Here is a 21,655-nt window from a genome sequence, read left to right on the forward strand (position 1 = left end):
ATTTTTTATTATTTTAACTATACCAGGAATTATTATCGGTGGTGTTTCATATCAAACTGCCAAAACAAATTTTGAACATCAAATGACAGCTAAAGCAAAGGAGAATATTTCGATTTTAAATACTGTTATTTCTCAAAATATAGAAGAGAAATTTGTTGATGCGACGTACTTTGCAGACATCTTAACAGAGGATACATATCCAAATGGACAGGAAGAAATAGTAAGAACGAAGCTAGCGCAATATATAAAACTTCATCCAGAAGTAGAAGGTATTTATATTGGAACGCAGACAGGAAAGTTTATAAGAGAACCATTTATCAAAATGGATGATGGGTATAATCCAACAGATAGATCTTGGTATAAAGAAGCACATGAAAATAAAGGGAAAGTAATTGTTACTGCACCATATCAATCAGCATCTACAAAAAATATGGTAGTAACAATTGCAAAAGAAGTAAAAGATGGTAAAGGTGTTATAGGAATTAACTTAAATTTAGATAACATCTTGAAAATTTCCAAAATGATTAACATTGGTGAAAAAGGTTATGCAGTTATTTTAGATCAAAATAAGCAAATTGTTAGTCATCCATCTAGAAAACCAGGTGCAAAAGTTACTGATCCTTGGATTAAACCGATTTATGAAGAAAAACAAGGAAATGTCTCTTATACAGAACAAGATGATAAAAAGAATTTAATCTTTGCAACAAATGAGAAAACGGGCTGGAAAGTAGTTGGAGTTATGTTTGATGAAGAAATTACCCAAGCTGCGAATCCAGTATTTTATAAGACTTTTATTGTTATTGCTATTGCTATTGCATTTGGTAGTATATTAATTTATTTCATTACAAAGTCTATTACAGGGCCATTACGAAAAATAGCTGAATCGGCATATAAAATTAGTAAGGGAGATTTAACAGAGAAAATTACAATCCATTCCAAGGATGACATAGGGAAATTAGGGAATTCATTTAATGAAATGTCTACGTCTTTACAAGATGTTATTACCCAAATTAGCTTTTCAGCAGAACATGTTGCAGCATCGGCTGAAGAGTTAACAGCGAGCGTACAGCAAGCAAATGATGCGACAGATCAAATTACAATTGCGATGGAACAAGTATCAGGTGGGGCTGAGTCACAAAGTCAAGGTGTTGAAGAAGGTGCTGCTACATTACAACAAGTAAATACAGCAATTCAAGATGTAACCGGAAGCGCAGAGTCAATTTCTATTTCCTCATTACATGCCCGTGAAAGAGCTGAAGAGGGAGAAGATTTAGTTGAACAAACCGCAAAACAAATGCAGTCTATTTCTAGGTCGGTATCCGAGTCAGATGCTATTATTAAACTTCTTGATGAGAAATCAAAGCAAGTAGGAGCTATTTCTGAAGCAATTCAAAACATTGCAACTCAAACAAACTTATTAGCTTTAAATGCGGCTATTGAAGCAGCAAGAGCAGGTGAACAGGGACGAGGATTTGCTATTGTAGCAGATGAGGTTAGAAAATTAGCAGAGCAATCAGGAGAGTCATCTGGAGAGATTGCAAATTTAATTGCAGAAATTAAGGCGGATATTGAACATACTGTTAAGGCGATGGATAATGTGAATGAAGAAGTTCAACAAGGCCTTGATGTTGTAACAAAAACGAAAGTAAGTTTTACGGAAATTTTAAGTTCTACTACACATATTGTTTCTCAAGTTAATCAAATGGTAGAAACAACGAAGAGAATTGCTGGAGATGCAAATGAAGTGACAAATGCTATTGATGAAATTGCAGCTGCTGCAGAAGAAAATACAGCTAGTATGCAAAGTGTTGCAGCTTCAACAGAAGAACAGGTTAATTCCATGGAGGAAATTAGTTCAGCTTCGCAAAACTTAGCTGAGATGGCAGAAGAACTACAAGCGATGACTAGTAAATTTAAAGTATAATAACAGCAGATAAGTAAGGTGAAAATAATATCACCTTACTTATTTTTCTATTCAGCAATTAGGGGAGTCATTAACAGGATGAAAAAAAGAAAAAGACTATGGAATTTATGGAAAACGATTACATTGTTAGTTTGTACAGTTGTAATTTTTTCTTTACTTGTGACAGATATATTAATTAGTCATAATGTAGAACGGACGACGGAGGATAGCCAAGCAGAGAAAGCAAAAACAATTGCACACATTGTGGCGAATGATTCGATTGTAATCGATGGTTTGGTTGGGAAAGCAGATACCTCTGCAATCCAAACGTATACAAATAGAATATTACAAAACACAGGTGTTCAATTTATTGTAGTTATGGACATGAATGGAATAAGAAAGTCACATCCAAATCCTCAAAAAATAGGGCATCATTTTATTGGGGGAGATGAAGGGCCTGCATTGAAAGGAAAAGAACATGTATCGTTAGCAGAAGGAACTTTAGGTATTTCCATGCGAGTGTTTGTACCAATATTTTCTGAAACAGGTGAACAACTTGGAGCAGTGGCTGTTGGTATTTCAGCAGATAATGTAAAAGAGAGAGTTAAGGAAAGTAGACATATCATTTATATTGGTGTCGGAGTGGGTGTATTAGTCGGAATTATAGGAGCAATATTGCTAGCTAGACATATAAAGAAAAGTTTATTCGGTCTTGAGCCGCACAGGATAGCAAAAATTCTTGAAGAAAGAAATACGATGCTACAATCTGTAAAGGAAGGTATTATTGCTGTAGATAAAGAGGCTAGAGTAACGTTAATTAATAATGAAGCGAAACGTCTATTTAAAAAAAGCGGACTTGAAGAAGATTTTATCGGTAAAGATGTTGAGTTGTATATGCCAAATTCACGTATAAAAGAAGTATTGCAAACGGGAGAAGTACAATTAAACGAAGAACAAAATATTTATGGAATTACGATTGTGACGAATCGAGTTCCTTTATATGTAAAAGGAGAAATAGTTGGTGCAATTGCAACATTTCGTGATAAAACAGAGATTAGAAAACTAGCAGAGGAACTAACTGGTATTAGACTATATGCAGAAGCATTACGGGCACAATCTCATGAGTTTATGAATAAGATGCATGTCGTATTAGGGCTTACACATATGAAACAGTATGAAGAATTACAGAAGTATATAAGCGGCATGGTATCAGAGCATCAATATGAAATTGGTGGAGTTATGAAAAGAATAAAAAGTCCAGTATTTGCTGGTTTTTTACTAGGTAAGCTCAGCTATGCTAGAGAGAAAAATATAAAATTAATTATAAGTGAAGATTCTTATATGCCGGAAATAGATGATGAAAGTATTACTCATGAACTTATTACGATTGTCGGAAATTTAATTGATAATGCATTAGAAGCAGTGACGAATTGTGAAAAGAAGCAAGTTGAAGTTGAGATACAACATGGGGATATACTAACTATTACAGTACAAGATACGGGAAAAGGTATACAAGAAAAAGAAATAGAGGAATTATTTACGAAAGGTTATTCCACAAAGGGAGATAACCGCGGTTATGGTTTGTATCTTGTAAAAGAAAGTATACAGCGAATAAATGGGGAAATTCATATGCATTCATTAGTAGGAAAGGGAACAACGATAACAATTGAAATACCTAAAGGTAGGGATGAGAGGCAAATATGATTAAAGTTTTAATTGTAGAAGATGACCCGATGGTAGCAATGTTAAATACGCATTATTTAGAACAAGTAGGAGGGTTTGAACTTGTTCAAGCAGTTAACTCAGTAAAGTCAGCGATAGAAGTATTAGAGAAATCACGAGTAGATTTAGTATTACTTGATATTTTTATGCCTGAAGAGACTGGGTTTGAGCTTTTAATGTATATCCGGAACCAAGAAAAAGAAATCGATATAATGATGATTTCAGCTGTACATGATATGGGGAGTATTAAAAAAGCATTACAATATGGAGTTGTAGATTATTTAATTAAACCATTTACATTTGAACGATTTAAAGAGGCATTAACTATATATCGAGAAAAATTTACTTTCATGAAAGAACAACAAAAAATTAGTCAATCGGAATTAGATTCGTTAATTTTACAAAAAGAAAAAAGAGAGCCTACTGTCACTAAAGAGCTTCCGAAAGGTTTAACGAAGCAAACGTTGCAATTAATTTGGCAGAAGATCGAGTCTCTGAATGGAAGAGTATTTACAACAGATGAAATGGCACAATTAGTTGGAATTTCAAGAGTTTCTATTCGAAAATATGTAATGTTTCTGACTGACATTGGGGTGTTAGAAAACGAAATGATGTACCAACATGTGGGAAGACCTGTAAGTAAATTAAGATGTGTTGATCAAAAGAAAATAGAGTTTTACGTATAAGCGACTTAATATAAGTCGCTTATACTTTTTTTAATTACAAAATCAATTACAAAACTTACAAAAACTATTTTTACTATTGAAAGCGTTTTAATATTGTTATTAAGAAAACGAGGGGGTGCCATATGGGAATTCAAAAGAATGTGGAAGCGGTATCATTTTCTGAAGGAAATGAAGTACAAAGAGAATCTTTCGCTTCTAAAATTATGAATGTAAAAATCGGTGTTATACCTTTACCATTATATGTAGTATTGGCTGCTATTATTTATGGGGCATCTGTATATAATAAATTGCCAGCAGATATGATTGGTGGATTTGCAGTTATTATGATCATGGGGATTTTCTTAGGCGATATTGGGATGAGAATTCCAATTTTAAAAAATATCGGCGGTCCAGCAATACTTTCGTTATTTATTCCATCATTACTTGTATTTTTTAACTGGATGAATCCAGCTTCAATGGAAGCTGCGACTATGTTAATGAAAAAATCGAACTTTTTATATTTATATATTTCTTGTTTAGTAGTCGGAAGTATTTTAGGAATGAACCGTAAAGTGTTAGTACAAGGTTTCGTTCGCATGTTTATTCCTTTAGTAGTAGGGACGTTAGCTTCTGTAGCAGTGGGATTATTGGTCGGTTCATTATTTGGATTTGAAATGAAGCACACATTCTTCTTTATCATCGTACCAATTGTGAGTGGTGGTATCGGGGAAGGGATTTTACCATTGTCGCTAGCTTATAGTGATATTTTAAATGAATCATCAGCAACGTTTGTATCACAGCTTATTCCAGCAGCTATTATTGGAAATATGTTCGCAATTGTAAGTGCAGGGTATATGAAGCGTTTAGGTGAGAAGAAACCGGAGCTTAGTGGTAACGGTGTATTAGTGAAAACAGACAATCAAGCAGAATTATTAAAAGAACAAAATACAGAGAAGCCAATTGACTTCTCATTAATGGGAGCAGGTTTATTAATTGCGTGTACGTTCTTCATCTTCGGAGGATTTGCTTCTAAGTTCATCGGTATTCCTGGGGCAATCATTATGATTTTCTCAGCAGCGCTTGTGAAATACTTTAAATTAATGCCAGCAAAAATGGAGCAAGGAGCATTCCATTTATATAAATTTATTTCGAAGAATTTAACTTGGCCTTTAATGGTTGGATTAGGATTGCTGTATATTCCGTTAAAAGACGTAGCAGCAGTTCTTTCAGTAGGATATGTTGTTGTGTGCGCATCGGTTGTTCTTACAATGGTAGCATCAGGTTTTCTTGTAGGGAAAGTGATGAAGATGTATCCAGTTGAATCGGCGATTGTAACTGGATGTCATAGCGGTTTAGGTGGAACTGGAGATGTTGCTATTTTATCGGCTTCAAATCGTATGGAATTAATGCCGTTCGCGCAAATTTCGACTCGTTTAGGCGGGGCGGCAATGGTTGTAACGGCGACAATATTATTAAAGATGTTTTCATGATCAAACAAGCTAGCTATATTCATATAGCTAGCTTGTCAAATTAAGGGGAGATTATAAGTATGTTAGCAAATCAAATTAATGAAAGATCATTGTTATTGCATAAAGAATTAGTAGGGAAAATTGAAATTACAAGTAAAGTAGAAGTAAATTCAGCGGATGATTTAAGCCTGACGTATACACCAGGTGTAGCGGAGTCTTGCAAAGCAATTGCGGCAAATGAAGAAACGGTGTATGACTATACAGCACGTGGTAATATGGTGGCAGTTGTCTCAGATGGAACAGCGGTACTCGGTTTAGGAAACATTGGACCGAAAGCGGCTATGCCTGTTATGGAAGGAAAAAGTATTTTGTTTAAGAAGTTTGCGAATGTAGATGCTTTCCCATTATGTTTAGGCACAACGGATGTAGATGAAATCGTTACCCTTGTGAAAAATTTAGAGCCTACATTTGCAGGGATTAATTTAGAAGATATTGCAGCACCGCGTTGTTTTGAAATTGAAAAACGATTAAAAGAAGAAACGAATATTCCTGTATTCCATGATGATCAACATGGAACAGCTATTGTCGTTTTAGCAGCTGTTATTAATGCATTAAAAGTTGTTAGCAAACAAATGGATAATGTGAAAATCGTTATTAACGGTGCGGGTTCGGCAGGAATTGCAATTGGAAAATTATTATTAAAGGCTGGTGCAAAGCACATTACGCTAGTTAGCCTAGAAGGTATTGTTTGTGAAGGTGAAACATGGATGAACGAAGCACAAATTGAAGTTTCAAAAAAGACAAATCGTGAACATGTGCGTGGAACGTTAAAAGAAGCGATTAACCAAGCTGATATTTTTATTGGCGTATCTGCTCCTAACGTATTAACGAAAGAACTTGTACAGACGATGAATGAGAAAGCAATTGTGTTTGCAATGGCGAATCCAATTCCAGAAATCTTCCCTGAGGATGCATTAGAGGCTGGGGCAGCTGTAGTAGGAACTGGGCGCTCGGATTATGCGAATCAAGTAAATAATGTATTGGCGTTTCCCGGAATATTCCGCGGTGCGTTAGATGTGCGCGCAACTGATATTACAGAAGAGATGAAATTAGCGGCAGCATATGGGATCGCTAACATCATTACTGATGAAGAACGTAATGCGAATTATGTAATCCCGAATCCATTAGATAAAAGAGTTGTTCCAAGTGTTGCGGAAGCAGTAGCGAAAGCAGCTATTGATTCAGGCGTGGCACAAATTACGAAAATACCACGTTATTAATAGCTAAAAGCAGTGCCTAAAAGGCACTGCTTTTTTGAGATAAGAAATCAAAATAATGAAGAAGTGTAGAATTATTTATGTTTCTTCACTATTTATTTAATTCCATTGCAACTTGTTTACCATTCACTAAAACCTCAGTTATTGCTATGATTACTTCTATCATTTTTTTCATCTCTCATCTCTCCTCATTCATTTCTTACTTTAAGTATAAGAGAAGAGAGATAATTCAACTATCGAAGTACATGACGTAGAAATTACATTGTTGTAAGAAAGTGGTTTATTTTTGTCACTTTACTCAGCGGTGATTACAAACTGATCATAATATTTTTCATTCACATATATATTTAATAACCATAATCCAGATGAAGGTAGTGACATAGCGAGAGGGAGTTCGCTTGTAGTAGAATTGATTGTATTTGAAGTAGTCCAAGTTTGTTTGGAAATTTCTTTTTGAAAGAGTACTGGTGTTGGCGTTACAGATCCTTGTTTTAGCGCAATAATAGACAATTTTCCAGTTGGTATTTCAGAATCTAGAAAGTACCACATTATTTCATTTTGTTCATTTGCGATAATAGGACTATCAGCCATTGCGATTTTTCCTTCGATGCCTTTTAAAGGTATTTTTCCGTCTATGAATGAGGGGGCTTCTTCCCAATTTACATCTTTTAAAACACTAAGATGAAAGAAGGAAGGTGCGTTCACTTGATTGGATGACGTTGCGACAGCTTCAGTTTTAGATGCTTTTGAATCAGGTTGTGCTGGTGTGCATCCAGTGATGAGGAAGGAGAGAAGTAGCATAGTTCCGATTTTTTTCATGGTGCCACACTCCTAGTTTTTATTGTTAGTGTAATTGTATTTGCTAGAAGGCGGGACAATTCCTTTAAAGTATAAAAAGAGGTCGTAAGTTTTGTACGACCTCTTTTGACATTTTTTATCCCGTAAAAGCCCGATTGGTGTAGGTTAATAATCAGTGGGAGATAGCCCCACTAATTAAAGTTTCACTTTATATTTGTTCCGTTGTATAGGTTGGTTCGGTTTCTTTTTGAGGCATCGTCAAAAAAATAACGGACAGAACGATACATACGCCGCCTAATAATTGATATGTTCCAAAAGAATTTAGCCAAGTAATTGAGACGATGGCAGCTACAAGGGGTTCAATGCTAGATAAAATGCTTGTTTCTGTTGCTGCTAAATATTTAAGACTACCGATATATAGAAGGAAAGAAAGGGTACCACTAATAATGATAAGAATAAGCATAGAAAAAGTTTTTAGTGTAAGGGTTTGTGAAAAGTGATTCCACCCGAATGAACGATTATAAATAAGTAGTGCAATTCCTCCGATTAACATCCCCCAACCAATTACTACAGTTGTCCCGCATTCTTTAATGAGAGAAGCCGGATGAAGGGTATAAAATGCAAATCCAATTGCTGTTAATAGTCCAAAAATAATAGCTTCTTTAGATAAAACAACATTTTCAATTGAGCCATTTGTAATAATAAAGTATGTTCCTATTAGCGCGGCTATAATTGCGAATAGTTGCATGGAAGCAGGGAATTTTCTTTGTTCAAATGCAACATACATGGTAATAAGAACAGGACCTAGAAATTGAAATAGCGTTGCTGTGACCGCGTTACTAATATGAACCGTTTCGATAAAGGCGTATTGCGCACCAAGCATGCCGAGAATAGAGAAAATAATAAGTTGTATAGAATATCTAGAGTGTTTCCAAATTTGAAATATGTTTTGTTTCTTTATAAGTAAGAAAGACAAAATAAATATTCCTGCAAGTAACAATCGAATTGTTAAAAAATCAATTGAGGATACATTAGTATGCTGAAATAGCCACTGAATCATTGGACCAGATAATCCCCATAATGTAGCCCCTGTAATAATCATAATGAGTCCGATACGTCTACCATTGTTCATTATCATGTTTCTCCTCTCCGGTATTTGATTTTTGATGTGTGACATGATAAAAGGAATTATATATAACTTCTGGTACTGTAAAAAGTATCAGATTTTAGTTTTATTAAGGGGTCAGATATTATGTTAGAATTAACGCCTAATTTAAATATGAATAGTAAAAAGGCATTGTATGTGCAATTGTATGAGTATATAAAAAAAGAAATTAAAGATGGATCGATTGTCCCTTTTACGAAATTACCGGCTAAGCGAAAGTTAGCGATACATTTACAAGTAAGTAAAAATACAGTAGAGGCAGCGTACGAACAATTACTTGCAGAAGGTTATATTGAGTCGATATCGAGAAAAGGTTATTTTGTATGCAAGATTGAGCAAATGGTTCATATAGAGGATAGCGGAGATAGAATAGAAGAAGTACCGTTTCAGGAGAAGAGTTATAAATTTGACTTTACACAAACAGGAATTGATACAAATGCTTTTCCATTTAATATGTATCGGAAAATTGTAAATGAAGTATGGCAACCGCATAATAACGAACTTCTCTTTCTAGGACACCCTCAAGGGGAAGCAAGCTTAAGAGAAGAGATTACGAATTATTTGTATGAATCTAGAGGTGTGCGTTGTTCAGCTAGTCAAATTGTATTAGGAGCGGGAACACAAATATTAGTGAAACTATTGTTTCAATTGTTAAAGGAAAGCAATTATGCAGTTGAAAACCCAGGGTATCATAGGAAGATGGTTGTTTTTGAACAGGGAGAAGCAAGAGTCAAAATGTTATCTTTAGATAGAGATGGAATTTGTATTGCAGATTTAGAAAATAGCAATGCGAATGTTGTATTTGTTACACCTTCCCATCAGTTTCCAACTGGAATGATTATGCCTATTACGAGAAGGATGCAGCTTTTACAATGGGCAAAGAAAGAAGAGAGCAGGTATATTATTGAAGATGATTACGATAGTGAATTTCGTTATTCTGGAAAGCCTATACCGGCGCTGCAAGGGTTAGATACAGAGGGGAAAGTTATTTATATGGGGACGCTATCTAAAGCATTATTGCCATCGCTACGGATGAGCTATATGGTGTTGCCGAAGAAATTAATTAAAAAGTATCAACAGCAATATTTATTTTATACACAAAGTGTTTCAAGAATAGATCAAGAAGTGATTAGAAGATTTTTAAATGAAGGATATTGGGAAAAACATATTCATAAAATGCGTGTTGTCTACCGAAAGAAGAGAGATAGACTTGTTTTTGAAATAGAGAAGTATTTCTCTAATCGTGTTGAAGTGATAGGAGAAGATTCCGGATTACACATTTTATTAAAAGTGCATAATGGAATGCGGGAAGAAGAATTAATTCAAGAAGCTGCGAAATATAGTATTAAAATATATCCTGTGTCTACGTACTATAAAGACGGTACGGCGCCTGAGAGTGTAGTTTTACTTGGGTTTGCGATATTATCAGAGGAAGAGATTGCGAAAGCGATTCAATTATTACACACGGCATGGTTTACAAGAAAGTAAAAAACATCCTCCAAACATGAGGATGTTTTTTATTATTTATTTTCATCTAAGAATAAGACCATATGCTCTTCGTCCCAATATTGTCCGTTATATTTTAATGAACGTTCTTGTACACCGAATGTTTTAAAACCTAATGATTCATAAAGTTTTTTCGCTCCATCGTTGCCAACAACAACATCAAGCATAACTTGTTCTACTTCTAAAGATTTAGCAAGCTCAAGACATTCTTTAATAAGTGCTTTTCCTGCTCCAAGTCCGCGTGCTTTTGGAGATACATATACAGAACCGATTTTAGCTTTATGTTCTTGTTTTACATATGGTTTCGTTTCCAGTGTTGCAACCCCGATTAATTTTCCATCTTTAAATGCACCTAGCGTATAGTTTTCATCTTGTGCTAATTTTTGTGCTTTATATTCAATCGCACACTCTTTATTAATAATATCTTCATAAGAAGAGCTGAATGCTTCAGGGTTTTGCTTTAATCCTTCTACGCGAAGTTCTAAGTAAATTTCTGCTTCGTCTTTTGTTAATACATGGATATCCAATTATATCACCCTCCAAATCTTTGCAAATGTACCTTTATTTTATATTGAAATAAGAATAATTTCAAAAGCTTAGCTTATATGAGCTGTTTTTATGAACAAAATAACACCAGTAGTGTTTACTACTACTGGTGTTTTCACACGCATATTATTCAAAAGGTAGCTTGATTATAAAGTTTGTTCCCGCTCCTAATTGGCTTGTTACTAGAATAGAACCGTTATGCAATTCTACAATTTCCTTTGCAACAGCTAGCCCGATGCCTTTTCCGCCTGTAGCTCGTGTTCTAGATTTATCAACACGATAAAAACGGTCAAAAATATGCGGGATATCTTCTTCAGGAATACCTTCACCTTCATCTTGTACACTTATTGTAAAAGAATCTGTTTCCATGAGTACACGTATCGTAATGGATGTGTTTTCTGGCGAATGTTGATAAGCGTTGTGTAATAAATTTAACATAACTTGTTCCATACGTCTTTCGTCTATACAAACTTCTAAATCATCTTTGCAATATACATGAAGTTGCATTTGCTTATTCGTTAATGTTGTTTTTGTTTTTTCAACCATTCGTTCTAAAAATGGCTGAAGAAGCACTTTTTGTTTTTTTATAACAAATTGGTGTTGTTCTAATTGTACAAGCATAAATAAATCTTGGACGAGATCGGTTACACTATCCGTTTCATCCTCAATGATTTGTAAGTATTCTTCTCGCTCCTCTTTTGTTAAAGAGTCTCTCTTTGCTACTTTTGCATAACCTTTCATATAGGTCAATGGAGTTAATAGTTCATGAGCGACACTAGCGAGAAATTCATTGCGCTCTTTTTTCATATACGTAAGTTCACTCGATAAATCTTCAATTGTTTTTGCTAAACTTCCGAGTTCATCATTCCGTTTAATACCTAATTGAATTGGCTTATTTAATTTTGACATTTTTTCTGTCGCTCTCTTCATTTTTACAAGTGGTTCTGTAATAACGCGTGAAAAAACAAAGACAGAAATTGTTGTTAAAATAATTGTTAAAACGCTAATGATAAGAAATTGGTTCATGAGTTTAAGTAACATATTTTCTAGGAAAGATGTTTTTAATAGCATATATAGCTTTCCTTGAAACTTTGTTGTGTTAAGTGGGCTTACTGTTGTGATGAACTTTGATTTTTTCCAGTTCCTTTCAACGACCAATCCGCCGTCTGGGACAGTTTCTGTTTTACAAGTAAGTTGTTTTTGCATATCTTTTGTTACGGGTTCTGAGGTGGAAATAATTTTGCCGTTATGGTCAGTAATAATGATAGCTATATCGGAGTTAGAAATTGATTCCGATTCAACTAAGTGTGCAGCCTCATTCGTAATATCGAATTCAGGATACACAGGGCGTTTAGGACTTTTATTATGTTCAGCGTGTTTCATTTCTTTATAATATTCATCCCGTCTCTCGCGGCTTTTAATTTTTTTACTATAGCGATTACCTTTCTCTAAAAGAGCATCTGTTTCCTCTACAATACGCATTTTTGAAAGGCTTTTATAAAAAGATACGAAAGCAATTGTTTCAATACATAAAGCTAATATTAAAAAGTATGTCCCAATTTTAAGGGAAAGTTTACTCATTTTTTCACCATACCTTATTCATAATAAAGAGTCAGTGGTATACGATTTCCCACTGACCGAAGTTATTATTCACTTTTCCATTTATATCCGACTTTATAGACCGTTTCTAAGTAATCTTCAATTGGAAATCCTTTTTTGCGTAGTTTATCACGGATATTACGAATGTGTGAATCAATTGTTCTATATTCGATATCTGTTTCATAGCCCCAAATTTTTTCGATTAAATCATCTCGGCTATAAGCACGGTTTGTATTTTGCAAAAATAGTCCGAGTAACGAAAATTCGATAGGAGTTAATGAGATTTTTTCATCATAAACTGTGACAGTATGTTTCGTTTTATCCCACTCAATACCATTGAAACTAACAAAGCCATCTTTTTTTGTACGGCGTAATATAGCCTCGATTCGTGCGACTAATACATGCTCATCAAATGGTTTTGTAATATAATCATCTGCGCCCATCGTGAGGCCTTTTACCATATCGTAGTTTTGATTACGAGCTGTTAACATAATGATAGGAACATTGGAAATTTGACGAATTTGATAGCAAGTATCCCATCCATCCATATTTGGCATCATAACATCTAATAAAATAATATCGAATTCTTTTTGTTCGATTAAATTTAGTGCTTCAAGGCCAGAGGTAGCTTTCATGCAAAAATAGCCGCGAGGGCTTAAGAACAGATCTAATAATCGTAACATACGTTCTTCATCGTCTACTAATAAAATTTTTACCATAATCTTGTGCACCCCAAACTGTTCATTCTACTTGTATAGTTTACATGAAAATAATAAAAAACTCTTTTTATGTGATTGAGTGGAAGAGTTATTTTTCGCTCAGAGTAATTGACATAAAAAATGCACTAGTTTTGCACAACTATTTTTTATAATAGAAAACGTAGCGACACAAAATACCCTATGTTGCGACATAACGTCATGTCATTTTATTTATAAAATGACAATTCCATTCTATTGTGTATGTGAGATAGAGAGGGTTTTCGTATTCACCTCGCATCGGATAAGAAAAATTTCCTATCTCACACTTTTTTTAAAAGGAGATCATACACATGAATTCAAAAGAAGAAATTTCAAAAAAAGAAAAGCAAGATCGTAATACGGTTGTCATGTGCGTTGCCGTATCTATGGTTATTATTATAAGTTGCGTAAATAAAATTTTGGGGATTTTATAATATAAAAAAAGCTGATTGCTTCTTAAGAAGCAATCAGCTTTTTTCATTGTTAGGGGAGTATTCCTATATGATAAACCAAGGTAAAATTGCTAACCCAGAAGTTACAATTGCTGTAGTAAATATTAAAAGCATAGCTCGTTTGTTTTGTTTCATGTCACATTCTCCTCTACATATCAAGTACATGCGATCGGCGTGGGATGTAGTTCCCCACTGAGTAAAGTTTCACTTTATATTTTTAGTATAATGAATGGTAAGGATTGGTACGATCGATAAAGGTGACATGAAGATTACATTGTTGTAATGCAAAAAAACATCTTTCTTATTAAGAAAGATGTTTTTGGAAAACTACCCCGCTATTTGTGGGCAGTAACTCCCATCTTAAAATTCAGCGAATGCGAGGGAGTTAGGTGGGCGATAACTGCCCGTAAAAGCCCGATTGGTTCAGCTAATACTCAGTGAAGGATGGAAAAATCACCCGCTGAGTAAAGTTTCACTTTATATTGAAGTATTAATCATTTAAGAACAGAACCATATGTTCCTCGTCCCAATATTGACCGTTATGTTTTAATGAACGCTCTTGTACGCCGTAAGTTTGGAAACCTAATGACTCATATAATTTTTTTGCACCAACGTTACCAACTACAACATCAAGCATGAGTTGTTCTACATGTAATTTATCGGCATTTTCAATAATTGCTTTAATTAGAGCTCGTCCTGCTCCGAGACCACGTGCTTTTGGGGAAACAAAAACGGAGCCAATTTTTGCTTTATGTTCTTGTTTAATAAATGGTTTTGTTTCTAAAGTAGCGATACCAATTAAATCATTATCTTTGAAGACACCTAGAGTATACTTATCCGGATTGCTTAATCGTTTAGCCATAGCAGCCACAGGATTTTCATGTTTAAGAACATCTTCATAAGAAGAGCTAAAAGCTTCCGGATTCTTCGTTAAACCTTCCATACAAACTTTTAAATATATTTCTGCGTCCTCTGTTGTTAATAAGCGAATTTCCATAGTTGTAACCTCCCTGGTGGATTTCAAATAAATCCATTATTTTTATAAGATTGAGTATATGTTTTGTTAGTATTCTCTTTTAATTTGTAAAAGAATGAAAAGATATATGCTACAATGTTTTGTTTTAATTATGTAATGAAATTATATATTAACTTTGTTAACTATTCAAGTGTTTGATATGTTACATTTTTATAACTAAAATAACTCCTCGATTGAGGAGTTATTTTTTAAACATTGGATTGATAGCCATCAATTCGTTTTGGATGTGTGTAAATATTACAAGATTCATTTCTAATAAACCCTACGACTGTAATGCCTAAATCATGGGCAAGTTGCAATGCCAGTTTTGTTGGAGCGGATTTAGATAGAACAATTTCACATCCGATTTTTGAAACTTTGAGTAAAATTTCGGATGAAATACGTCCGCTAAATGCGATGATTTTTCCTTTAATGGATATATCGTTACGCAAACAATGACCATATATTTTATCTAATGCATTATGTCTTCCAATATCCATTCTTGATAGGAGGATATTGTTTCGATCACATAGCGCGGTATTGTGAACACCGCCAGTTTGGCGAAATGTAGTAGAAGATTGTTGCAAGGTATTCATTAAGTGAAAGCATTCTTCAGGAGTAATTTTTACATGTATATCATGTAAGTCTTTTGCTTTTGCTGCGTCGTTTACGAAAATAAAACCTTGTCTACCTTTTCCGCAGCAAGAAGTGATGTATCGTTTATTATATAAAGTTTGATAGAGCGGATTCACTTTTGATGATTTTACATGGACAATTCCGTTATCTTTTTGAACCCATAGTTCTTCAACATCTTTATAGGAAGAAATAATCCCCTCAGAAATTAAAAAACCAATTACCATATCTTCAATATAATTTGGTGTGCATACGACTGTTACATATTCTTCACCATTCAACTTAATAGTAATAGGAGATTCTGTAACAATCTCATCAAGCTGTTTTGAAAATGTACCAGATTGATAGCGTACAATTGTATAAGTCTCTTGCGTAGGCCCCATATTAAATTCCCCTTTTATATGTATTTCTCTCCCACATTTATCATAAAACAATGGGAAAAATAAAAACACCTATTAACAAGAAGATCACAGATTATTTTGGTTATTATTGTATATGTACGATATAATAGAACTGTAGAATAGTGATAATTTCAAGCTTTCGTAGTTATACCTTATAACATCTAGAATCGACTTCATAAGAAAGTATTTGGGTAGAGCGTTTCAAAAATATGTACAGTAATGCGATTTTGAAAACGGATTCATAATTGTGTTGTACAGTTGGTTGTAAGGAGAGGGGAAACTATGGCAGAACAGACAGTCCGTGTAACCGTCGATGGTAAAGAATTTTCTGCATCAGGTGAAAAGACGATACTACAATTATTTAACGAGAGTAATTTGGAACATCCTCAAATTTGTCATGTACCAGAAGTAGATCCAATTCAAACTTGTGATACGTGTATTGTAGAAGTAAATGGGAAGTTAATGCGTGCTTGTTCAACGAAATTAGAGAACGGTATGCATATCGAAAGACAGTCCCAGCGTGCAAAAGAGGCACAGACTGAGGCAATGGATCGAATATTAGAGAATCATCTACTGTATTGTACCGTTTGTGATAACAATAATGGTAACTGTAAAGTCCACAATACAGTACATATGATGGGAATTGAGGAACAGAAATATCCGTATGAGCCAAAAGTAAGTGCGTGTGAAGTGGATATGTCACATCCGTTTTATCGGTATGATCCAAATCAATGTATTGCTTGTGGGCAGTGTGTAGAAGTATGTCAAAACTTACAAGTGAATGAAACTATATCGATTGATTGGAGCTTAGACCGTCCACGTGTTATATGGGACAATGGTGTAAGTATAAATGACTCATCTTGTGTAAGTTGTGGGCAGTGTGTAACAGTATGTCCATGTAATGCGTTAATGGAAAAAACAATGCTGGGTGAAGCTGGATTCATGACAGGATTGAAACCGGATGTGTTAGATCCGATGATTGATTTTGTAAAGGATGTAGAACCTGGATATAGTAGTATTTTAGCAGTTTCAGAAGTAGAGGCTGCGATGCGTAAGACGAAAGTGAATAAAACAAAAACAGTTTGTACATTTTGTGGTGTAGGTTGTTCATTTGAAGTATGGACGAAAGACCGCCACATTTTGAAAGTACAGCCTGTTTCAGATGCGCCGGTTAACGGTATTTCCACATGTGTAAAAGGCAAATTTGGATGGGATTTTGTAAACAGTGAAGATCGTATTACAAAGCCATTAATTCGCCAAGGAGATATGTTTGTTGAAGCTTCATGGGAAGAGGCTCTTGAAGTTGTTGCATCCAATATGCAGCATATTAAATCAGAATATGGAAGTGATGCATTTGGATTTATTTCTTCTTCGAAAGTAACGAATGAAGAAAATTATCTTATGCAAAAACTAGCCCGTCAAATATATGGAACGAATAATGTAGACAACTGTTCCCGTTATTGTCAATCTCCAGCAACAGACGGTTTATTTAAAACTGTCGGTATGGGCGGGGACGCTGGAACAGTGAAAGATATTGCGGAAGCAGGCCTTGTCATTATCGTTGGAGCAAATCCAACAGAAGGACATCCTGTACTTGCAACGCGTGTAAAACGTGCACATAAATTACATGACCAAAAATTAATTGTGGCAGACCTTCGTAAACATGAAATGGCAGAGCGTGCGGATTTATTCATTCATCCGCGCCAAGGAACTGATTACGTATGGCTCGCTGGTATTACGAAATATATTATTGATCAAGATTGGCACGATAAAAAGTTCATAGCTGAAAATGTGAAGAATTTTGATGAATATAGCAAAATGGTAGAAAAGTATACGCTTGATTATACAGAAGAAATCACGGGGATTTCGAAAGAAAATCTGAAAGAAATGGCTCGTATGGTATATGAAGCAGATGGTACTTGTGTACTTTGGGGAATGGGTGTAACTCAAAATACTGGAGGAAGTACAACTTCAGCAGCAATTTCAAATCTATTGCTTGTTACGGGTAACTATCGTCGTCCTGGTGCAGGAGCATACCCATTACGCGGACATAATAACGTACAAGGCGCTTGTGATATGGCAACATTACCAAACTGGCTTCCAGGTTACCAAGCGGTTTCAGATGATGCGCTCCGTGCGAAATTTGAAAAAGCATACGGTACTACAATTCCGAAAGCACCAGGCTTAAATAATATTGCAATGTTACTTGCGGCAGATGAAGGAAAACTGCGTGGTATGTATGTTATGGGTGAAGAAATGGCTTTAGTAGATTCGAATGCCAACCATGTACAACATATTTTAGCGAATTTAGATTTCCTTGTTGTTCAAGATATGTTCTTATCGAAAACAGCTCGTTTTGCTGATGTTATTTTACCAGCGGCACCAAGCTTAGAAAAAGAAGGAACGTTTACAAATACAGAGCGCCGCATTCAAAGATTATATGAAGTATTGAAGCCGCTTGGTGATTCAAAACCAGACTGGTGGATTTTACAAAAAGTTGCTCGTGCACTAGGTGGGGATTGGAATTATGAAAGTCCAAGTGAAATTATGGACGAAATCGCGTCACTTGCACCGTTATACTCTCAAGCAACGTACGACCGTCTAGAAGGATGGAATAGTTTATGTTGGGGTAGTCATGATGGTAGCGATACACCGCTATTATATGTAGACGGATTTAACTTCCCAGATAAACTCGCTCGTTTATCATTAGATGAATGGGTACCACCAGTTGTAGCACCAGATGAGTATGATTTACTTTTAAATAATGGTCGTATGTTAGAACATTTCCATGAAGGAAATATGACGAATAAATCGGCTGGTATTTTATCTAAAGTATCTGAAGTGTTCGTTGAAATCTCCCCGGAACTTGCCCTAGAGCGCAATGTGAAAGATGGTGGTCTTGTAGAATTAGCATCACCATTTGGGAAAATTAAAGTACAGGCACTTGTTACAGATCGTGTAACGGGGAAAGAGCTATATTTACCGATGCATGCAACGGTAAATGAAGAGGCAATCAATATTTTAACTGGAACGGCGACAGATCTTTATACGTGTACACCAGCGTATAAACAAACGATGGTAAAGATGCGTGTACTACGTGAAAAAGGGAATCGTCCGTTACCATCTTCAAACCCGAGAGATAAAAAGCGTAATCCGCAAAATGGTGTTGAAATCCAGCAAAAATGGCAAAGAAAACAATACGTATCACTTGTGGACTAGGGGGCGGAGATAGTGGCGAAAGAAATTACTGTAATTAAAAAGAAAGTTGTAACAGAGGAAGAACAGAAACAGCAAGTAGCAGATGAACTTCTAAATGAGTTATCTAATAATCGTGAAGCAGTAGAAGAAACGATGCAGCTTTTAGCACAGTTGCAGAAGGCTGGTATATTAGATGCAGCAATTAGTTTACTTGCTGCGAAGGAAGATGTTTCAAAAATCGCTGTGGAGCAATTAAATCGTGAACCAGTTAAAAATGCACTCAACAATATGATGGGGGCAGGAGAAGCATTATCTTCAGTTGATCCAGAAATAACGAAGCAAATTACGTCAAGTTTAGTTACAGGATTGCAATTTGCAACAGATGAATTAAATAGTGGTAAAAAAACAAAAGTAATGGATTTCTTTAAAGTATTAAAAGATCCAGATATCAATAGAGCTATTACATTCGGTTTTAGCTTTTTGAAAGCATTTGGACAAGGCCTAGAGAAAAAATAGAATAAATGAAAAAGTGATGGGAAGTAGCCATCACTTTTTTCATTATATGTATAAGAGTGTTCATGTTAAGCGGAATATATTATTATTAAAAAGATGGATTAGAACTTGAAATATGGAATCCATCTCAAATACCGTTTTAGAATTTGGAGGAATATATGCAACACCGTAAAAAACTATCTATACCAGGAGTAATGAGACATTCCTTTCAAACAGTTAAATTTGCTTTTTGGAATGTATTAACTTTTCAACTTGCTTATAAATTATTAGCAGCGATTGTGTTTGTTCCACTATTTGGAATCATTTTTAATAAGTTATTGTATTTTGCTGGTTATGCAAATGCGACAAATGATGAATTATTAGCGTTTTTAAAGACGCCTTATGGCATCTTAGCAATCGTAATTTTATCATTGTTAGCACTGTTTCTTATCTTTACAGAATTTGCAGTGCTTATTATTATTTCGTATTTCGCTCATAAAAGACAGAAGGTGAAATTACGTCCGATTTTATATAAAACGGTAACGTATTTACCTACTCTTTTCACATATTGCTTACCTGGATTTATTTTATATGCTGTCGTATTGTTGCCTCTTTTAAATATGGGATATGAAACGGCATTAATCCCGCAAATTCAAATTCCTAACTTTATTACAGGAGAACTGTTTAAGACAACGATGGGACAAGTTGGTTATTACACGTTCTTTGCTGTAGTCGCGTATTTGAATCTTCGATGGATTTTCGTTCTACCCATTGTTGTTTTAGAGCAAAAACCATTTCGCGTGGCAGCACGTAAAAGTGCAACTTTAGTAAAGGAAAGCTTTTTTAAAGTACTATTCTTTTTAGTAGGATTTTTTATTTCAATTGGAATTGTATATGTCGTGTTTTTGGGAATATATTTATTGTGCCTATGGAGTGTTTATGAATTTACAAACCCGAAAGGAACATTTGCATTATTAGCTGAGTCAACGATTTCTGTATTTTTAACGAGCACATTGTATTTATTCAGCTTTATCGTGACGCCATTTTATATTATGGCGATTACGCGATTATACTTACAAAAGGTACCGGTTGAGGATGTTTTATTAGAAGAAGGATTAGATTATTCGAAAACGAAAGCAGATAAATGTTTCTTCCAAAAACATCGTTGGAAATTCATTGGCGTATACATTGTAGGAATTATTACTGCCGGAATGGTCGTTGCTTTCATTGTAACGTTTATTTCAAATTCATATAAAGAACCGATTATTATGGCGCACCGCGGGTATATATCAAAAGGTGTAGAAAATACGAAAGAAGCTGTGCAAGGTGCTATTGATGCAAAAGCAGATTACGCTGAAATAGATGTATTACAAACGAAAGACGGTGAACTAGCGGTTATACATGATTTGAAGCTGAAACGTCTCGCAAATGCCAATGTGTATGTGTCAGATTTAACGATGGCTGAGTTAAGGCAGCTTACCCTTAGTCAAGATGGACTTTCAGGACAAATAAGTACACTTGATGAAATCATTAAGCTAGCAAATGGCAAAATCAAACTTAATATAGAAGTGAAGCTTCATGGGGGCGAAAAAGATTTTGTAAACAAAGTCTTAAAAACGATTAAAGATAATGAATTTGAGAAGCAATGTGTAATTCAAACGTTACACTATCCACTTATTAAAGAGTTTAAGCGTGCAAATCCAGATATAAAAGTAGGGTATATATTGTATGCAAGTAGAGCTAACTTAAAGAATGTGAAGGCTGACTTTTACGTAGCAGAAGAATATATGTTAAATAAGAAATTAGTAAAAGAAGCAAGGAAGTTAAACAAACCAATTTACGTATGGACAGTAAATGATATGGAAAATTTAAAGGCATATTATAAGTTGAACGTAGATGGTATCATAACCGATTACCCTGAAGATGCACGTGAAACAATTAAGATGTTAAAAGAGCAAGAAGCGGAAGAAAGTGATCTGTTTGATAAAATTACTGAAACGACAGATGATTTATTTTCTAAGTTATTTATAAGTTACCCAGCTGCTAGCTAAATGCTAGCAGCTATTTTTTTTGAAAA

Annotated in this window: 17 protein-coding genes; 10 read left to right on the forward strand and 7 right to left on the reverse strand. The window is 34.8% G+C overall.

What is annotated here, in order from left to right; translation table 11 throughout:
• Positions 1–82: 82 nt before the first annotated feature.
• The 5 genes from ACQGS6_RS09830 to ACQGS6_RS09850 all read left to right on the forward strand — a co-directional run bounded on the left by ACQGS6_RS09830 (position 83) and on the right by ACQGS6_RS09850 (position 7,039).
• Positions 83–1,924, forward strand: coding sequence for a methyl-accepting chemotaxis protein (locus ACQGS6_RS09830; RefSeq protein ID WP_426965089.1), 1,842 nt, complete (start codon positions 83–85; stop codon positions 1,922–1,924).
• Between the two features lie 78 nt (positions 1,925–2,002).
• Positions 2,003–3,607 (forward strand): sensor histidine kinase, encoded by a 1,605-nt coding sequence (locus ACQGS6_RS09835; protein ID WP_000746420.1) that lies wholly within the window; start codon positions 2,003–2,005, stop codon positions 3,605–3,607.
• Complete coding sequence (locus ACQGS6_RS09840) at positions 3,604–4,311, forward strand: response regulator (RefSeq protein ID WP_000598689.1); 708 nt, start codon at positions 3,604–3,606, stop codon at positions 4,309–4,311. The genes ACQGS6_RS09835 and ACQGS6_RS09840 overlap by 4 nt, the downstream gene beginning before the upstream one ends.
• A 122-nt stretch (positions 4,312–4,433) precedes the next feature.
• Positions 4,434–5,780 (forward strand): 2-hydroxycarboxylate transporter family protein, encoded by a 1,347-nt coding sequence (locus tag ACQGS6_RS09845; RefSeq protein ID WP_000512722.1) that lies wholly within the window; start codon positions 4,434–4,436, stop codon positions 5,778–5,780.
• A 59-nt stretch (positions 5,781–5,839) separates the two neighbouring features.
• Positions 5,840–7,039 carry an NAD(P)-dependent malic enzyme gene (locus tag ACQGS6_RS09850; protein ID WP_000880785.1) on the forward strand — a complete coding sequence of 400 codons (1,200 nt, stop codon included), beginning with the start codon at positions 5,840–5,842 and terminating at the stop codon, positions 7,037–7,039.
• Positions 7,040–7,330: 291 nt separating this feature from the next.
• On the opposite strand, the gene ACQGS6_RS09855 is transcribed toward ACQGS6_RS09850, so the two are convergent.
• Positions 7,331–7,855: a DUF4871 domain-containing protein gene (locus ACQGS6_RS09855; RefSeq protein ID WP_000719679.1), complete on the reverse strand. Its 525-nt coding sequence runs from the start codon at positions 7,853–7,855 to the stop codon at positions 7,331–7,333.
• 187 nt (positions 7,856–8,042) lie between these two features.
• Positions 8,043–8,966 (reverse strand): DMT family transporter, encoded by a 924-nt coding sequence (locus ACQGS6_RS09860; protein ID WP_426965083.1) that lies wholly within the window; start codon positions 8,964–8,966, stop codon positions 8,043–8,045.
• Between the two features lie 120 nt (positions 8,967–9,086).
• Here ACQGS6_RS09860 and ACQGS6_RS09865 point away from each other — a divergent pair, with 120 nt between their 5' ends.
• Positions 9,087–10,487 carry a PLP-dependent aminotransferase family protein gene (locus ACQGS6_RS09865; protein WP_426965085.1) on the forward strand — a complete coding sequence of 467 codons (1,401 nt, stop codon included), beginning with the start codon at positions 9,087–9,089 and terminating at the stop codon, positions 10,485–10,487.
• Between the two features lie 32 nt (positions 10,488–10,519).
• On the opposite strand, the gene ACQGS6_RS09870 is transcribed toward ACQGS6_RS09865, so the two are convergent.
• The 3 genes from ACQGS6_RS09870 to ACQGS6_RS09880 all read right to left on the reverse strand — a co-directional run bounded on the left by ACQGS6_RS09870 (position 10,520) and on the right by ACQGS6_RS09880 (position 13,369).
• Entirely contained in the window at positions 10,520–11,032 is a 513-nt protein-coding gene (locus ACQGS6_RS09870) for a GNAT family N-acetyltransferase (RefSeq protein ID WP_000351212.1), read from the reverse strand.
• A 145-nt stretch (positions 11,033–11,177) separates the two neighbouring features.
• A complete protein-coding gene (locus ACQGS6_RS09875) occupies positions 11,178–12,632 on the reverse strand; it encodes a HAMP domain-containing sensor histidine kinase (protein WP_000041027.1) in 1,455 nt (484 codons plus the stop codon).
• Between the two features lie 65 nt (positions 12,633–12,697).
• Positions 12,698–13,369 carry a response regulator transcription factor gene (locus tag ACQGS6_RS09880; protein ID WP_000238959.1) on the reverse strand — a complete coding sequence of 224 codons (672 nt, stop codon included), beginning with the start codon at positions 13,367–13,369 and terminating at the stop codon, positions 12,698–12,700.
• Positions 13,370–13,698: 329 nt separating this feature from the next.
• Between ACQGS6_RS09880 and ACQGS6_RS09885 the strand changes: the two genes are divergently transcribed.
• A complete protein-coding gene (locus ACQGS6_RS09885) occupies positions 13,699–13,821 on the forward strand; it encodes a hypothetical protein (RefSeq protein WP_001085006.1) in 123 nt (40 codons plus the stop codon).
• 508 nt (positions 13,822–14,329) lie between these two features.
• On the opposite strand, the gene ACQGS6_RS09890 is transcribed toward ACQGS6_RS09885, so the two are convergent.
• Both ACQGS6_RS09890 and fdhD read right to left on the reverse strand, forming a co-directional pair.
• A complete protein-coding gene (locus ACQGS6_RS09890) occupies positions 14,330–14,836 on the reverse strand; it encodes a GNAT family N-acetyltransferase (protein WP_000405884.1) in 507 nt (168 codons plus the stop codon).
• 227 nt (positions 14,837–15,063) lie between these two features.
• Positions 15,064–15,870, reverse strand: coding sequence for a formate dehydrogenase accessory sulfurtransferase FdhD (gene fdhD, locus ACQGS6_RS09895; RefSeq protein ID WP_000529230.1), 807 nt, complete (start codon positions 15,868–15,870; stop codon positions 15,064–15,066).
• A 300-nt stretch (positions 15,871–16,170) separates the two neighbouring features.
• Between fdhD and fdhF the strand changes: the two genes are divergently transcribed.
• The 3 genes from fdhF (at position 16,171) to ACQGS6_RS09910 (ending at position 21,629) form a co-directional block, all read left to right on the forward strand.
• Positions 16,171–19,107 carry a formate dehydrogenase subunit alpha gene (gene fdhF / locus ACQGS6_RS09900; protein ID WP_000840682.1) on the forward strand — a complete coding sequence of 979 codons (2,937 nt, stop codon included), beginning with the start codon at positions 16,171–16,173 and terminating at the stop codon, positions 19,105–19,107.
• Positions 19,108–19,119: 12 nt separating this feature from the next.
• Positions 19,120–19,602: a DUF1641 domain-containing protein gene (locus tag ACQGS6_RS09905; protein ID WP_001040540.1), complete on the forward strand. Its 483-nt coding sequence runs from the start codon at positions 19,120–19,122 to the stop codon at positions 19,600–19,602.
• Positions 19,603–19,757: 155 nt separating this feature from the next.
• Positions 19,758–21,629 (forward strand): glycerophosphoryl diester phosphodiesterase membrane domain-containing protein, encoded by a 1,872-nt coding sequence (locus ACQGS6_RS09910; RefSeq protein ID WP_426965087.1) that lies wholly within the window; start codon positions 19,758–19,760, stop codon positions 21,627–21,629.
• Positions 21,630–21,655 lie beyond the last annotated feature (26 nt).

Origin of the sequence: Bacillus sp. GMs2/2, from assembly GCF_050172095.1 — a bacterium.
Taxonomy (GTDB): domain Bacteria; phylum Bacillota; class Bacilli; order Bacillales; family Bacillaceae_G; genus Bacillus_A; species Bacillus_A cereus.

Bases quoted from the DNA above. Each gene is read 5' to 3' on its own strand.
- ACQGS6_RS09830 (WP_426965089.1), top strand. From the start codon at position 83: ATGACAGCTAAAGCAAAGGAGAATATTTCGATTTTAAATACTGTTATT.
- ACQGS6_RS09840 (WP_000598689.1), top strand. From the start codon at position 3,604: ATGATTAAAGTTTTAATTGTAGAAGATGACCCGATGGTAGCAATGTTA.
- fdhF (WP_000840682.1), top strand. From the start codon at position 16,171: ATGGCAGAACAGACAGTCCGTGTAACCGTCGATGGTAAAGAATTTTCT.
- fdhD (WP_000529230.1), bottom strand. From the start codon at position 15,870: ATGGGGCCTACGCAAGAGACTTATACAATTGTACGCTATCAATCTGGT.
- ACQGS6_RS09910 (WP_426965087.1), top strand. From the start codon at position 19,758: ATGCAACACCGTAAAAAACTATCTATACCAGGAGTAATGAGACATTCC.
- ACQGS6_RS09875 (WP_000041027.1), bottom strand. From the start codon at position 12,632: ATGAGTAAACTTTCCCTTAAAATTGGGACATACTTTTTAATATTAGCT.
- ACQGS6_RS09885 (WP_001085006.1), top strand. From the start codon at position 13,699: ATGAATTCAAAAGAAGAAATTTCAAAAAAAGAAAAGCAAGATCGTAAT.
- ACQGS6_RS09845 (WP_000512722.1), top strand. From the start codon at position 4,434: ATGGGAATTCAAAAGAATGTGGAAGCGGTATCATTTTCTGAAGGAAAT.
- ACQGS6_RS09865 (WP_426965085.1), top strand. From the start codon at position 9,087: ATGTTAGAATTAACGCCTAATTTAAATATGAATAGTAAAAAGGCATTG.
- ACQGS6_RS09850 (WP_000880785.1), top strand. From the start codon at position 5,840: ATGTTAGCAAATCAAATTAATGAAAGATCATTGTTATTGCATAAAGAA.
- ACQGS6_RS09835 (WP_000746420.1), top strand. From the start codon at position 2,003: ATGAAAAAAAGAAAAAGACTATGGAATTTATGGAAAACGATTACATTG.
- ACQGS6_RS09880 (WP_000238959.1), bottom strand. From the start codon at position 13,369: ATGGTAAAAATTTTATTAGTAGACGATGAAGAACGTATGTTACGATTA.
- ACQGS6_RS09855 (WP_000719679.1), bottom strand. From the start codon at position 7,855: ATGAAAAAAATCGGAACTATGCTACTTCTCTCCTTCCTCATCACTGGA.
- ACQGS6_RS09890 (WP_000405884.1), bottom strand. From the start codon at position 14,836: ATGGAAATTCGCTTATTAACAACAGAGGACGCAGAAATATATTTAAAA.
- ACQGS6_RS09860 (WP_426965083.1), bottom strand. From the start codon at position 8,966: ATGAACAATGGTAGACGTATCGGACTCATTATGATTATTACAGGGGCT.